Origin of the sequence: Streptomyces lunaelactis (assembly GCF_003054555.1) — a bacterium.
GTDB classification, from domain to species: domain Bacteria; phylum Actinomycetota; class Actinomycetes; order Streptomycetales; family Streptomycetaceae; genus Streptomyces; species Streptomyces lunaelactis.
The window spans coordinates 7,706,960-7,719,790 of record NZ_CP026304.1 but is presented as its reverse complement, the minus strand read 5'-3'; the positions used below and the strand labels follow the sequence as shown (position 1 = coordinate 7,719,790).

Annotated in this window: 12 protein-coding genes and 3 pseudogenes; 7 read left to right on the top strand and 8 right to left on the bottom strand. The window is 68.2% G+C overall.

Annotation, left to right across the window (positions count from 1 at the left end):
* Positions 1 to 23: 23 nt before the first annotated feature.
* Positions 24 to 188 (bottom strand): annotated as a pseudogene (locus SLUN_RS35250) (pirin family protein); the annotation flags it as partial.
* 786 nt (positions 189 to 974) lie between these two features.
* On the opposite strand from SLUN_RS35250, the gene SLUN_RS35245 reads away from it, so the two are divergent.
* Entirely contained in the window at positions 975 to 2,060 is a 1,086-nt protein-coding gene (locus tag SLUN_RS35245) for a terpene synthase family protein (protein WP_159100403.1), read from the top strand.
* Positions 2,061 to 2,589: 529 nt separating this feature from the next.
* On the opposite strand, the gene SLUN_RS35240 is transcribed toward SLUN_RS35245, so the two are convergent.
* The 5 genes from SLUN_RS35240 to SLUN_RS35220 are packed head-to-tail and all read right to left on the bottom strand — an operon-like array spanning position 2,590 to position 6,694.
* On the bottom strand, positions 2,590 to 4,035 hold the full coding sequence (locus tag SLUN_RS35240) for a cytochrome P450 (RefSeq protein WP_108153969.1): 1,446 nt from the start codon (positions 4,033 to 4,035) through the stop codon (positions 2,590 to 2,592).
* Positions 4,032 to 4,655 carry a GTP-binding protein gene (locus tag SLUN_RS35235; protein ID WP_108153968.1) on the bottom strand — a complete coding sequence of 208 codons (624 nt, stop codon included), beginning with the start codon at positions 4,653 to 4,655 and terminating at the stop codon, positions 4,032 to 4,034. The genes SLUN_RS35240 and SLUN_RS35235 overlap by 4 nt, the downstream gene beginning before the upstream one ends.
* On the bottom strand, positions 4,636 to 4,950 hold the full coding sequence (locus tag SLUN_RS35230; protein WP_257153855.1) for a DUF742 domain-containing protein: 315 nt from the start codon (positions 4,948 to 4,950) through the stop codon (positions 4,636 to 4,638). The genes SLUN_RS35235 and SLUN_RS35230 overlap by 20 nt, the downstream gene beginning before the upstream one ends.
* Positions 4,951 to 4,988: 38 nt before the next feature.
* Complete coding sequence (locus tag SLUN_RS35225) at positions 4,989 to 5,378, bottom strand: roadblock/LC7 domain-containing protein (RefSeq protein ID WP_108155110.1); 390 nt, start codon at positions 5,376 to 5,378, stop codon at positions 4,989 to 4,991.
* 20 nt (positions 5,379 to 5,398) lie between these two features.
* Complete coding sequence (locus SLUN_RS35220) at positions 5,399 to 6,694, bottom strand: ATP-binding protein (RefSeq protein WP_159100402.1); 1,296 nt, start codon at positions 6,692 to 6,694, stop codon at positions 5,399 to 5,401.
* Positions 6,695 to 7,858: 1,164 nt separating this feature from the next.
* Here SLUN_RS35220 and SLUN_RS42465 point away from each other — a divergent pair.
* A pseudogene (locus tag SLUN_RS42465) lies at positions 7,859 to 7,942 on the top strand (DUF6010 family protein); the annotation flags it as partial.
* 25 nt (positions 7,943 to 7,967) lie between these two features.
* Positions 7,968 to 8,072, top strand: a pseudogene (locus tag SLUN_RS42460) (DUF6010 family protein); the annotation flags it as partial.
* A 247-nt stretch (positions 8,073 to 8,319) separates the two neighbouring features.
* Here SLUN_RS42460 and SLUN_RS35210 read toward each other — a convergent pair.
* The gene (locus SLUN_RS35210; protein WP_108153965.1) at positions 8,320 to 9,285 is read right to left on the bottom strand and encodes a pirin family protein; all 966 of its coding nucleotides are present in this window, start codon (positions 9,283 to 9,285) and stop codon (positions 8,320 to 8,322) included.
* A gap of 133 nt (positions 9,286 to 9,418) precedes the next feature.
* Here SLUN_RS35210 and SLUN_RS35205 point away from each other — a divergent pair, with 133 nt between their 5' ends.
* The 3 genes from SLUN_RS35205 to SLUN_RS41760 all read left to right on the top strand — a co-directional run bounded on the left by SLUN_RS35205 (position 9,419) and on the right by SLUN_RS41760 (position 10,434).
* Positions 9,419 to 9,769, top strand: a complete 351-nt coding sequence (locus SLUN_RS35205; protein ID WP_108153964.1) for a tetratricopeptide repeat protein — start codon at positions 9,419 to 9,421, stop codon at positions 9,767 to 9,769.
* Positions 9,770 to 9,853: 84 nt separating this feature from the next.
* Positions 9,854 to 10,228 carry a hypothetical protein gene (locus SLUN_RS41765; RefSeq protein WP_254710173.1) on the top strand — a complete coding sequence of 125 codons (375 nt, stop codon included), beginning with the start codon at positions 9,854 to 9,856 and terminating at the stop codon, positions 10,226 to 10,228.
* A complete protein-coding gene (locus SLUN_RS41760) occupies positions 10,165 to 10,434 on the top strand; it encodes a ketopantoate reductase C-terminal domain-containing protein (protein WP_257153854.1) in 270 nt (89 codons plus the stop codon). Before SLUN_RS41765 ends, SLUN_RS41760 begins: the two co-directional genes overlap by 64 nt.
* A 400-nt stretch (positions 10,435 to 10,834) precedes the next feature.
* On the opposite strand, the gene SLUN_RS35195 is transcribed toward SLUN_RS41760, so the two are convergent.
* Positions 10,835 to 12,268 carry a dihydrolipoyl dehydrogenase family protein gene (locus tag SLUN_RS35195; RefSeq protein WP_108153963.1) on the bottom strand — a complete coding sequence of 478 codons (1,434 nt, stop codon included), beginning with the start codon at positions 12,266 to 12,268 and terminating at the stop codon, positions 10,835 to 10,837.
* 118 nt (positions 12,269 to 12,386) lie between these two features.
* Between SLUN_RS35195 and trxA the strand changes: the two genes are divergently transcribed.
* Complete coding sequence (trxA, locus tag SLUN_RS35190; protein ID WP_108153962.1) at positions 12,387 to 12,779, top strand: thioredoxin; 393 nt, start codon at positions 12,387 to 12,389, stop codon at positions 12,777 to 12,779.
* Positions 12,780 to 12,831: the final 52 nt, after the last annotated feature.

Sequence of the window (12,831 nt, the reverse complement as noted above, 5' to 3'; positions counted from 1 at the left end):
GAACCAATGCCCGTAACCCCAGGTCAACGTACTCGTCCGCGCGGCTTCAGGGCCACCGGCGGGAGTTCGGGAGCAGCCAGCGGACCTCCGTCGTACCCCTTCACCTCGCCGAAGCGGGAGCCGGTCATCCAGTCCGAGCGGGTCTGCTCGATCTCCCCATGCGAACGGCCTACGAAATTCCACCACACCTCACACGGACACGATGTTTCCCCAGGTCAGACTCGCATGTGGTCCCAATGGGTCAGCAAAAGGTCAGCATCGAAACCTGGAGGCTCCACTTCGGTGCGCACTTCTGCGCATCAGGCGGCATAGCCCATGCCACTTGTCCTCCGTGAGCCGGTCAAGGCCCGCCAAGTGGCGGTCAGTGGTCGATCAAGCCAGTCTTTGGATCGAATTTGCGCCAAACCGACCAGACGGATCGTTTTTTCTGTACAAACCCGCTCTGATCGCGGGCCGAGGACCACTGCGCGGGGTTGCGGATCGGCCAGGGTGGGCAGGTTTGGAGCGCCAAAGGACGGGAACGGTTCGGCGTCCGTCCCCGTGGCAGTAGTGGATCGTCAAGCTATGGGCCGTCTCGGAGGGAGAAACGATGCTCCAGGAGCTGACATTCGCGAGCCCCTTCCAATCCCCGATCAAGGGGCACGACTCAGATACGCCAGAGACCCGCCACAGGATGATCTTGGGTTCGTACGGTGGCCGGAGAACTCCGGCGCCGAGCCGGTCGACCAACAAGATTTCCCGATGTGCAGCGCGTTCACGTCCTCGCTTGTTGCATGCGGGTTCTGCCAGGCCCCTGTAACTGCTTAGGGCGTGCCGGGGCGTACGCAACGCGCCCCTCTGACGTGCCGTCCACGCGCGTGACCGTTCTCCACCCGAGGCGAGTTGAGAAAGGCAAGGAGGGCTGCCTTCGAGGGGCAGCCGCTCGCGGTTGTGGTCCGCACACCGATGTGCGCCCAAGGGGAGGCAGGGATCCCATGACAGTGCAGGCCATCGAACTCCCCATGCTGCGGATGCCGTACCCGGTGCGGGTGAATCCGTACCTGCCGGCCCTGCACGAGGAGACCGAGACGTGGGCGCGAGAGATGGGCATGCTGGCCAGCGACGAAGCACCCTCGGCCCGCCGGGCGATCTGGACCCTGTCCCAGTTCCATGCCATGGCCGTTGACCAGCTGACTGCCTGGGCTCTTCCTGATGCCTCACTCGCCGGCCTCCGGCTCAATCACCGGTTCAACCTCTGGGCTCTGGCCTGGGACGACTACTTCGCCTCCGCCTTCAAACAGACGGGCGACCTCGCAGGCGCACAGGTCTTCACCGCCCGTCTCCATGCCTTCCTGCCGCCGGAGCCGCGCGCCCGGTTGCCGGAGCCGGCCAATGCCGTCGAAAGGGGAATGGCCGACCTCCAGCAACGCCTGTTCCTCCCGAGACTGGCGCACTGGCAGCAGGGGCTCAACCGGGCCCTGACAAGGTACATCGACGCGGGAGTTCAGGAACTGGCCAACAGCCGCGCCGGCCGTGTCCCGGACCTCATCGAGTATGCCCAGTTCCGCCGTGAGAGCTTCGCCGCCTATACCGCCCCCTATTCCGTCGAACTCTCCACCGGCGCACGCATTCCTGAGCAGATCCGGCACAGCCGGACCGTGTGTGCTTTGCTCGACGCCTTCATGGACTACATGGGTCTGGCGAACGACATCGCCTCCTATCAGCGGGAAGTCCATGACGAACACGACGTCAACAACCTCGTCGTAGTCCTCGAAACATCCCTGGGCATCACCGTCCAGGAAGCGATGCATACCGCCGCCGATCTGGTAACCGCCCGACTGCGCCACTTCGAGCACCTCACACAGAGCGAACTGCCCCCGCTCGTCCAGCAAGCCGGGCTGAACCACGGCGAACGGATCGAGCTGGAGGCGTGGCTCCGGGGAGCCTGCAGTTTCCTATCCGGCCTCCATGCCTGGTACATCGGGGCACCCCGCTACGCTGCCGCAGGCGGTCCGTTCCAAGAGCAACGGACTTCCACCGCCACTGTGCCCGCTGGCGAGCGGTATCCCTCAGCGTCATGAGGCGCTCACAAGGTCGACGTACGCGCGATGGGCGCCGTACAACGAGCCCGACGTGGGCGCGGAGTGGTTCATCGTGGTCCTCCTCTGTGCGGCTGGTCGTAGCCGTCGGGGGGCGGGCCGTCACCACGCAGCGGGGTGAAGTCGACGTCCAGGGACCGCTCTCGCCGCACAGGGCGTCGACGTGCACGTACTCGGCTTGCTTGGCGGGGGCGGTAGAAGGACAGGTCCTTCCAGTTCCTGATACTGGGCATCAGGTCGAATCCGCACTGGATAGGCGGCGACTACGACTGGGCGCTGTCCACAGGGCGCTACGCCGCGGAGAAGTCCGGCCCGGCCGCAGACGCCGAACGCCTGGCCCGGGGAGCTGTGGACGACCTGCTGTTCCCGCACAGCCGTTCCGACTCATGAGCCGCGCCTGACGGTACGAGCACTCGGTTGGTGCCCGCCCAGCTCTGAGGGGGCTGCCGATCCACGCTGTCCGGCAGTCCCCCTCGGCTGTGGTGGTCGGCTCTGAAGCGACCTGCGACGCCTACCGCCTCCGCAGGAACCGCCTCAGCCACGCCCGCCACGAGGCGCGGGGTTCGGGTCGGCGCATCAACTCGGGCTCGGATGCCGGCCATTGGGGCTGCGTCGGCATACCGCTGCTCGGCGGGGGCGGGGCCGGCAGCGGTGTCAGCACATCATGGGCTTCCGGACTGCGGGAGGCGAACTTCGCGGGCAGTGCCGTCAGATGCCGGGCCCAGGTGGAGGAGCGCCAGGTGAGCTCGTCCTCGGGGACGGCCAGGCTGATGTCGGGAAGCCGGGTGAGCAGGACGTCGATGCCGGTGTCGGCGATGACACGGCTGATGTCCTGGCCGGGGCACTCATGGGCGCCGGCGCTGAAGGACAGGTGCGCGCGGTTGTGGTGCACGCGGGTCGAGGGATCCGGGCGGACCGCCTGATCGACGTTCCCGGCGGCCAGGCCCAGCAGGAGCATGTCTCCCGCCTTGATCTCCTGTCCTCCGAGGGAGGTGTCACCAGTGGCCCAGCGGCCTGGGCACACCATCAGCGGTGGCTCGTCCCAGAGCACCTGCTCCACTGCTTCGGGCAAGGTCATCTGGCCGCCGGCCAACGACCCGCGGAACCGCGGGTCGGTGACCACCATCCGTAGCACATTGGACATGAGATTGGCGGTTGTCTCATAGCCCGCGAGCAGGATGAGGCGCAGGTGGTGCTGCACCTCCTCGTCCGTGAGGTCGGCCGGGTGGGACATCAGTACGGATGCGATGTCCTGCCCGGGCAGGGCGCGCTTGGCGACGACGAGCTGCTCGAGGGTCTCCAGCACATAGGCGTTGCTGGCGAGCGACGTTTCAGTGCCCTTGAAGAGGTCCCGGGAGGCATGCACGAGCTTGGGACCGTACTCGTCCGGCATTCCGAGCAGGTGGGTGAGAACGAGCATGGGCAGGTGCTCGGTGAACTGACCGACCAGCTCCGCCTTGCCTCTTTCGCAGAATTCATCGACCAGCTGGTGCGCAAAGCGGGTGATGTGGCGGCGGATCCCGCGTTGATCGAACTGGTTGAGGCCGGCCGTGACCGCGCCGCGCAGGCGCTGGTGCTCTTCGCCGTCCGCACATACGCAGTCGGGACGCCATCCGATCATCGGCACCAGCGGCGACGCGGTGGGGTCGATCTCGCCACTCTTCCAGCCGTGCCAGATGCGGGGGTCACGGGAGAACTGGGTGGAGCGGCTGGCCACATCGCGGTTCTCGAGGTACCCCAGGACGAGCCAGGCACGTACGTCCCCGTCGAGCAGGACGGGCGCCACCGGACCGTGGGTGGCACGCAACTTCTCATACAGGCCCATGGGGTCGGTTGCGGCAGCGGCGCCAAAGAGCCGGGTCACTCCGTCGGCTCCCGTGGCGGTGTGGGCCGGGCAACCCGGGGGCGGGGTGAGCCCCGGTTCTGTGGTGGTGCGGTCAGAGGGTGGGACGGTCATACGGACTCCTGAGCTGCGGCGAGGGTGCACAGGTAGCCCATCAGCGAGAGCAGGGCGTCGCGGCTGGACGACCGGTCGCGTGCGTCACAGGTGATGATGGGCACGGATTCGTTGAGGGCCAGAGCAGTGCGCAGGGCTGGTATCGGGTGCTTCGGGGCTTCGGGGAAGGTGTTGACGGCCACGATGAAGGGGACGCGGCGGTCTTCCAGGCGGGTGATGATCTCGAAACAGACTTCGATACTCCGGGTGTCGACGAGGACCACGGCGCCGAGCGCGCCTTCGAAAATGCCGTTCCACAGGAACCAGAAGCGCTCCTGTCCCGGCGTGCCGAAGAGATAGAGGATCAGCTGCTCATTGATGCTGATGCGGCCGAAGTCCATGGCAACGGTCGTGGTGTTCTTGCCTTCCGCACCGGGATTGTGGTCGATCCCGACGCCGGCCTGAGTCATGGTTTCTTCGGTGGTCAGTGGCGGGATCTCGCTCACCGCCCCGACCATGGTCGTCTTGCCGACCCCGAAGCCGCCGACAATCACCACCTTGACTCCCCTGGCGCCGTGCGGCAGCTGCACGTCCGTGCTGCGGGGGCCGGCGGCGGGTGCGTCAGAGCTTACGTAGTCCATGGATCACCGCCTCCAGAAGGCCAAGTTCGGGGACCGCAGCGACAGGAACGGGAGCAATGGCCTCAACTCGCTCGTTGTCGACGAGCTTGGAGAGCAGCACCGTGACGACGCTGAACGGCAGACTCAGATACGCGGATATCTCGGCCACCGACAGCGGGTATTGGCACATGGTGAGGATGGCCGCCTGCTCGGGCTGCATACCGGGTTCGGGTGCGGACCTCGATGCGACGAGGGTGACCAGGTTGAAGGCCTTGGCTGAGGAACCTGGGCCACCGGAGATGACATACAGCGGCACGGGACTACCTTCATCCCATGCGCCCTGGTTCTCTGACGTCACATCGCCTGCCCGACGTCATCACGAGGCGGGCTGGTCATGTGCTGGCCGATCCGGACCACCAGCGTACGCATGCGGGCGCCCAGCAACCCTGCGTCCACTTCCTCATCGGCCAGCACTGCGAGATAGGCCCCGGGCCCGGCAGCCATCAGGGAGAAGTATCCGCCGTCGACTTCGATCCCGACCATGCGCGTCGAGCCGTCTCCGTGCGGGAACTTCAGCGCGATGGCCTTCGCCAGGCTCTGCATGCCCGAGCAGGCAGCGGCTATCGCGTCAGCGGTGTCGGTCTCCGTGTTCGCTTGACCGATGCACAGACCGTCCGATGACAACACGACCACGTGTCGCACGTACGGGACGCTGGCCGCGAGCTCGTTGAGCATCCAGTCCATGTTGGGCAGTGGCGGCACGGTTACTCACCCTCTGATGGCTCGCTGGTTTGGATGGAAGGGTCGGTGCTCGGTCTCTTTTCGCCGCTGAACGCCTCCCACATCAGGCCCGGCTGCCGGGGTGCGCCGGCCGTTCCCGGGGAGGCGGCCGGAGCAGCGGGGGGATGGGGGGTCGTGCGGACGACCGGTGTCGGGACGGGCGACTCGCGTCGCCGCTGCGGCAGTCCGTTGACGGTCTGTTTGACCTCGACGGAATCTGCTGCGGCATCGCGCGTCATCGTCGGCCTCGGCACGATCGGTGCGCCCGTGTGCTTCGGCGCGAACTGTTGGGCTTTCGGGGCAGACTGCTGAACTGTGGTGATCAGGCGCCGCGGAACGAGTACGACGGCCCGTACTCCTCCGTACGCGGAGGTGCGCAAGTCGACGTCGAAGCCGTTCTCACGGGCCAGCCTGCTGACGACGGACAGGCCGAGCTGCGTCGCCTCGCCCAGGTCGGCCAGATCGATGCCGGATGATGCCTGAGCCATGACGCGGTCGATGCGCTGCCGGACCTCTTCGGTGAGCCCAACCCCACGGTCCTCGATCTCGATCGCGATACCGGAAGGCACCTCGCTCGCGGTCACCTCGACCGGGGTGTGCGGCGGCGAACAGGTCGTGGCGTTGTCGAGCAGCTCGGCGAGCAGGTGGATCAGCGGCTCGGCTCCCTGGCCGATCACAGCCACCTCCGTCACCGACTGCAGCTTCACGCGGGGATAGTCCACGATGCGTGACATGGCCCCCCGCACGACGTCGTAGAGCGGGATCGCCTTCGCCCACTGACGCCCGGGCCGGGCGTCACCCAGTACCGCAATGCTGGCCGCAAGGCGCCCGATCAGGGCATTGCGATGGTCGATGTCCTGCAGGCCGTGGGAGACCACGACATCCGTACCGTGGAGAATCTGCATGTCGCGGAGGTCCTTGGCGAGTTGATGCACGATCGCCTGGACCCTGCGCGCGATCGCCACCAGTGCCCGCTGAGAGGAGTCCCGCGTGTGCTCCTCGGCCTCTACGGCTTCCAGGAGCGTCCGCAGAGCTGCCCGGAGCGCTTCGGCGAACTCGCTCTCGAGATGTTCCCCGAACGTGACGGACTGCAGGATCTCCGAAGCAGGCTCACCCTTCTGCAGACGGGCGACAGCCGCGGGGAGGAGCTCTTCGGCGAGCCATACAGTGGTGGCCCGCTGATCGGACAAGCGCCCGAACAGCGCGGCTTCGCGCTGCGCGTAGTACTGCTGTACGTCGGCACTCGCCCGGGCGTAGCGAGCCGCCTCTGCCGAGCGCACCCGACGCGCCGTCTCAGCCGAAGTGACGGCCGTCAGAACGACCGCGACGAGGCCGCACCAGGCAACCGACGTGCGTATCTGGGCGGGGACGAAGATCAGCGCTACACCGCAGGCCCCAGCCAGAACACCAGGGGAGATTAGCCATGCTGGAGCCACTGCACGTGGCAGGGCTCTAGGGGTTGAACCTGCACGAACCATCGAGGGGTCCCTAAACAGTCTGGAATTAGTGGACTGGGGGTGATGCGGTGCGCCGACAAGAACGGTCGGGACTTCGCTCGGCCGAGCACAAGTGTTCCGATGGGTGCCCCCGACGGGTCGGTTCGAGATCGCATCGGTGGTCACGCCTCCTGCGGCCAGGCTCCGTCCGCGCGCAACACAGCGTTCGGTGACTCGCTGTGACTGCAGCGCAACACGCAAGGGGAGCATAGTCAGTTCGGGTTCGCCAGGTGACCTTGCTGGAACGGGAACCTCCGTTGACCGACCTGGACCCATAGTTGATCGATCACCGCCATGACACGCACTGAAAATGCATGGAGTCGACCACGTCCAGCAGCCTGCTGGTCATGGCTCCCCAACTCCGGCGTCCGCCGCGTGCTTCCGCGGGACATACGCCCCGGGGGACCGCCGGCTCTGGGGCCGGTGCGGCTGAGTCTGGGCCTACCGCGATAATCACCATCTGACAGTCCCTCACGACACCACGCCTACAAGCCCAGTAGCGCTCTGCTGGGTCTGGACTCTCATCAGGCTGAGCGCCGTCTTGAGGCCCGCGCGCCATGGAGCAAGGACGCTTCTGCAGGCACGACGTTGGCTTCGTCGGACGTCACGTGTCTGCCTTGACGGGAATCCGTGAATTTCTGGCATTCCATTCACTGTCGGAGACCCCCCTTCGCGAATAGCGTCGACCGAACTGATGGAGAGGGCTTGCGTGATCACGGCTGTCACACGCGCCCACGCCGCCCGCCGAGAGCGTGCACCAGCCCCCTTCGGACAGCTCCGGCCAGCCCCACCAGGATGCCGGTGGCGACAAGAGCCGCCCGAGATCCGGGCCTCCCGCCTGCACGGAGTCCGGTGGGCCGATTTCGGCACCTCCAAGGCCGGCCGCCTGCCCGCCTCCAAGGTCACCGGCCACCGCCGGACCCGCTGAGCCAAGGATGAATCCCAACGATGACCATCATCGCGCCGACCCTGATCGGCATCGTCTACGTGATCCTCATGTCTCCAGTCCACGAGCCGGACCGGCGCCGATTCAACGCGATCACGGTCTCCGGAGCCGGTGCCGCCTATCTCAGTGGCGGAGACTTCGGCGCCCCTGGAGTTCGCCTTCACAGCCGTTGTCACCTACTGCGCCTACCGCGGGCTCGACTCGTGGACGTTCATCGGCATCGAATGGCTGCTGCACACCGGCTGGGACATGCTCCACCACCTGAAGGGCACCCGATCATCCCCTTCGCCGAACACTCATCCCTGGGCTGCGCGATCTGCGACCCGTCGTCGCCCTCTGGTGCCCTTACAGGTGGCCCCTCGGTCACCGACCGCCTCCGCCACACAGGCACCAGCCAGAACCGGGCGCAAACCGCCGGGCTCAGGTAGCAGCCGGACACCAATTCCACGTACGCAAACCCAGGTCAGCGCACCCGCCCGCGCGGTTTCAGGGCAACGGCGGGTAGTTCCGGGGCCTGCAGCGGAGGACCGTCGTAGCCCTTCACCTCGCCGAAGCGGGAGCCGGTCGTCCAGTCCGCGCGGGCCTGGGCGATCTCCTCGTTCGTACGCCCCACAAAATTCCACCACATGACGATCTCCTCCTCGAAAGGCTCGCCGCCGAGGAGCATCAGACCCGCGTCGGATTCGGCGCGCACGGGGAGTTCGGTGCGGCCGCAGCCGAGGTAGAGCATCGAGCCGGGGAGTACGGGCACGCCGTCAACATGGGCCTCACCGGACATGGACAGCACGGCGTACTCGAAGTCGGGGTCCAGCGGCAGGCTCGTTGTAGTGCCCTGGGCGAGCGCCAGATCGGCGCCGACCAGCGGCGTGTACGTGGTCCCGGGCGAGGCGGCACCGTCGAGGCTGCCGAGGATCACGGTGGCGGTCAGACCGGGCGCGGTGACGGTCGGCAGGTCCGTGTGGTGCTGGAACCGCGGCTCGACGTGCCGGTCGCCGTCGGGGAGCGCGACCCAGAGCTGGGCTCCGTGCAGGAAGCGGGCGTGCGGCTTGGGGCTCTCTTCGGAGTGGCTGATCGCCCGCCCGGAGGTCATCAGGCCCAGCTCGCGCGGGCCGATCGTCACCAGGCTGCCGGTGCTGTCGCGGTGCAGCACCTCGCCCTCGTGGAGCCAGCTCACGGTCTGCAGGCCCATGTGGGGGTGGGGCGGGACCTGCATGCCGGACTCGTCCGCGATGTCGTCGGGACCGTAGTGGTCGACGAAGGCCCAGGCTCCCACCATCCGGCGGCCGAGGTTGGGCAGCAGCCTGCGGACCACGGTGGACTCGCCGAGCTGGACCCGGCGGGGGCTGAGGAGTTCACGGACGGGCTCGGCGACGACGAAGCCACGACCGCCGCAGACGGAGAGGGCGGCCTGAGGATCGAGATTGCTCATGGCGCTCAACCTATTCCTGTACGGGCGCGAGCCGTCAGCCCTCCACGCCCGGAACCGATAGTGGAATGTTCAAGCACCATCGTATGTTGAGCGGGATACAGACAGCAGGCCATGTCCGCGAGGAGGACAGCAAGTGAAGGACACGTACTACGAGTTCGGTACCGCGGCCGAGCGCTGGGACCGCGCGCAGCTGTTCTTCGACGCGAAGGAGTACGTCACGGCGGTCCGCATTCTCGGCGGGCTGGTCGAGGAGGCGCCGGAGCAGATCGCGCCCCGCCTGCTGCTCGCCCGTGCCTACTACCACTCGGCGCAGCTGCGCCGGGCCGAGGCCGAGCTGCGCGCCGTGCTGGAGCTCAGCCCGGTGGAGCACTATGCGCGGCTGATGCTGGGCCGCACGCTGGAGCGTCAGGGGCGCGAGAAGGACGCGGCGCCGCATCTGCGGATGGCGGCGGCGATGTCCGGGGACCTGGTCCCGGGTATCTAGGGCCGCCGTCGCTGATCGCCTGGCTGCTGGCCTGACGCGCTTCGGCGTCTGTTGTCGCCAGTGTGGCGGGCGCGTACCGCCGGTGTGGCGTGGCGCACGGTGACGACGTACCGGCTCGCGGAGGACAGCGCCGACGGGGTGTTCACCGCGCGGGCCGATCTCGCCGCGAGCATGCTGGGGCAGCCGACCGACGACCGTTACGTGCGTAAGGCGGTGAGTGTGGCGCGCATCGACGTGAGCGCATCGGCGGACATCGTCGGGGCTATGTGGCACAAGTGGGTCTTCATCACCACCGTCGGCGCGCTCACGTGCCTGATGCGCGGCACGGTCGGCGACGTCGTCGCCGCCCCGGTGGATCCGGCCTGGGCCCCGCCATCCTGGCCGAGGCCGCCGCGGTGTCGGCCGCAGCGGGTTCCCCCGTCCCCGACGACCAACTCGCCGCCATCACGGCGACGGTGACCCAGGCGGGATCCCCGTTCGCACCCTCCATGTACCGCGACGTCGCGCACGAGCGCCCCACCGAGGCCGAGCACGTCTTCGCCGATCTGGTGACGCGCGCCCGCACCCTGTCGGTCGGCACCCCGCTGCTCGACCTGGCCACTCTGCATCTGCGCGTCCACCAGCACCGCACTGCCGACAGGGCACTTGAGCGCCTCGGCGGCTAGGGCGTGTTTTAGAAGTAGCGCCGTCCGCCCGGAGGGCGGGCTCTGCGGCGTCTGGTGCGTGCAATCGCAAGGCGGAGGATCGCCCTCGTACTGGACGTACTTGGGCGACTCCGACAACATCGCGAGTGCGCGTGCCAGGCGTCGCGGGGCAGGCGGGACTTCTAAAACACGCCCTAGGGCTTACTCAGCGGCCGGCCCGCGGAACGCCTAAGCGGTGTCGGGGAAGTCCGGGTGGGTGAAGGTGGGGGCACCCCCGTGCCCGCAGGGCTACGGGGGAGGGTCGAGGGCCGAGTCTGGCAAGGCGGAGGAAGGAGTCCACGCGGAGCGTCGGCGACTGACGACAACGCAGCCAGGCGACAGCCATCGGCCCGCGACGCCGCCCGGACTTCCCCGGGGCCGCTCAGGCATCCCGGTACGTCTCCAGGAGGCGCAGCCAGATCTCGCTGATCGTCGGGTACGCGGGTACCGCATGCCACAGGCGCTCGATCGGCACCTCGCCCGCGATCGCGACCGTCGCCGAGTGCAGCAGCTCGCCGACCCCCGGCCCCACGAAGGTGACGCCCAGCAGGATCTCCCGGTCCAGGTCGACGATCATCCGGGCGTGGCCGCGGTACCCGTCGCCGTACAGGCCCGCGCCCGCCACCGAGGCCAGGTCGTAGTCGACGGCGCGCACGCGGTGGCCCGCCGCCTCGGCCTCCGCGAGCGAGAGCCCGGCGGCCGCCGCCTCGGGGTCGGTGAAGATGACCTGCGGCGTCGCGGCGTGGTCGGCGGTCGCCGAGTGCGCGCCCCAGCGGTCGGTCTCGAGCAGCGGCACGCGCCGTGCCCGGGCCGCGATGGCGGCTCCCGCGATACGGGCCTGGTACTTTCCCTGGTGGGTGAGGAGCGCACGGTGGTTCACATCGCCGACCGCGTACAGCCAGTCGCTTCCCTCGACGCGGCAGCTGTCGTCGACGGACAGCCAGGAGCCCGGCTCCAGCCCCACCGTCTCCAGGCCGAGGCCGTCGGTGCGCGGTGCGCGGCCGGTGGCGAAGAGGACCTCGTCGGCCTCGATCTGCTCGCCGCCTTCGAGGACCAGCGTGACGGGTCCTGTGCCGTCGGCGCGTACGACGGCGGCGACGTCGGTGTGCGTACGGATCCGGGCGCCGGCCTCTGTCAGCGCGTCGGCGACGTGCTCGCCGACGAACGGTTCCATCCGGGGCAGCAGGCCCCCGCCGCGTACCAGCAGGGTGACCTGCGAGCCGAGCGCGTTCCAGGCGGTGGCCATCTCCACGCCGACCACTCCCCCGCCGACGACCGCGAGCCGCCCCGGCACCGTTTGGGCGCTGGTGGCCTCGCGGCTCGTCCAGGCCTTGGCTCCGGCCAGGCCGGGGATGTCGGGCAGGACGGCACGACTGCCGGTGCAGACCGCGACGGCGTGCCGGGCGGTCAGCACATGGCGCTCGCCCTCGGGGCCGTCGACGAGGACCTTCTTCGGTCCCTGCAGCCGGCCCTGCCCCCGGTAGAGGCGGGCGCCGGTCGAGTCGATCCAGGCAGCCTGGCCGTCGTCCTTCCAGTGGGAGGTGAACTCGTCACGATGGGCCAGCACGGCCTCCGCGTCGAGCGGGCCCTGTACCGACTGGCGCAGGCCCGGGACCCGGCGCGCGTCGGCGCGGGTGATCGCCGGGCGCAGCAGCGCCTTGCTCGGCATGCACGCCCAGTACGAACACTCACCGCCGACCAGCTCGCTCTCCACGAGCGCCGTACTCAGGCCCGCCGCCCTGGCCCTGTCCACGACGTTCTCCCCTGTCGGGCCGCCGCCCACGACCACCACGTCATATTCCACAGCTTCCGTCATGGGGCCAGTCTGGTTCCTGGTGTGCGTCATGGCCACATGGGCAGGGGGTGGAATAGCACGGCCCTGGGCACCGTTGTCGGGGGCGAGTCCGCTGGACATCAGGAAGAGGTAGCACGTCATGAGCACTGTTGAGCTCACCAAGGAAAACTTCGATCAGGTCGTGACGGACAACGACTTCATCCTGATCGACTTCTGGGCTTCTTGGTGCGGTCCTTGCCGACAGTTCGCCCCCGTCTACGAGGGTGCCTCGGAGCGCCATCCCGACCTGGTCTTCGCGAAGGTCGACACGGAGGCCCAGCAGGAGCTCGCCGCCGCCTTCGAGATCCGTTCCATCCCCACGCTGATGATCGTGCGTGACAATGTCGCGGTCTTCGCCCAGCCCGGCGCGCTGCCCGAGGCCACGCTCGAGGACGTGATCGGTCAGGCGCGCGCGCTGGACATGGACGAGGTCCGCAAGTCGATCGACGACGCCAAGGGCGGCGCCGAGGCGGAGACCTCGACAGAGGCCTAGGGCGGACTTTAGAAGTAGCGCCGTCCGCCCGGAGGGCGGGCCCCGCGGGGCA

What these genes read in the sequence shown, in the direction of transcription:
- SLUN_RS35245 (WP_159100403.1), top strand. Translation starts at nt 975, where the DNA reads ATGACAGTGCAGGCCATCGAACTCCCCATGCTGCGGATGCCGTACCCG.
- SLUN_RS35235 (WP_108153968.1), bottom strand. Translation starts at nt 4,655, where the DNA reads ATGGACTACGTAAGCTCTGACGCACCCGCCGCCGGCCCCCGCAGCACG.
- trxA (WP_108153962.1), top strand. Translation starts at nt 12,387, where the DNA reads ATGAGCACTGTTGAGCTCACCAAGGAAAACTTCGATCAGGTCGTGACG.
- SLUN_RS35240 (WP_108153969.1), bottom strand. Translation starts at nt 4,035, where the DNA reads ATGACCGTCCCACCCTCTGACCGCACCACCACAGAACCGGGGCTCACC.
- SLUN_RS35195 (WP_108153963.1), bottom strand. Translation starts at nt 12,268, where the DNA reads ATGACGGAAGCTGTGGAATATGACGTGGTGGTCGTGGGCGGCGGCCCG.
- SLUN_RS35225 (WP_108155110.1), bottom strand. Translation starts at nt 5,378, where the DNA reads ATGGACTGGATGCTCAACGAGCTCGCGGCCAGCGTCCCGTACGTGCGA.
- SLUN_RS35210 (WP_108153965.1), bottom strand. Translation starts at nt 9,285, where the DNA reads ATGAGCAATCTCGATCCTCAGGCCGCCCTCTCCGTCTGCGGCGGTCGT.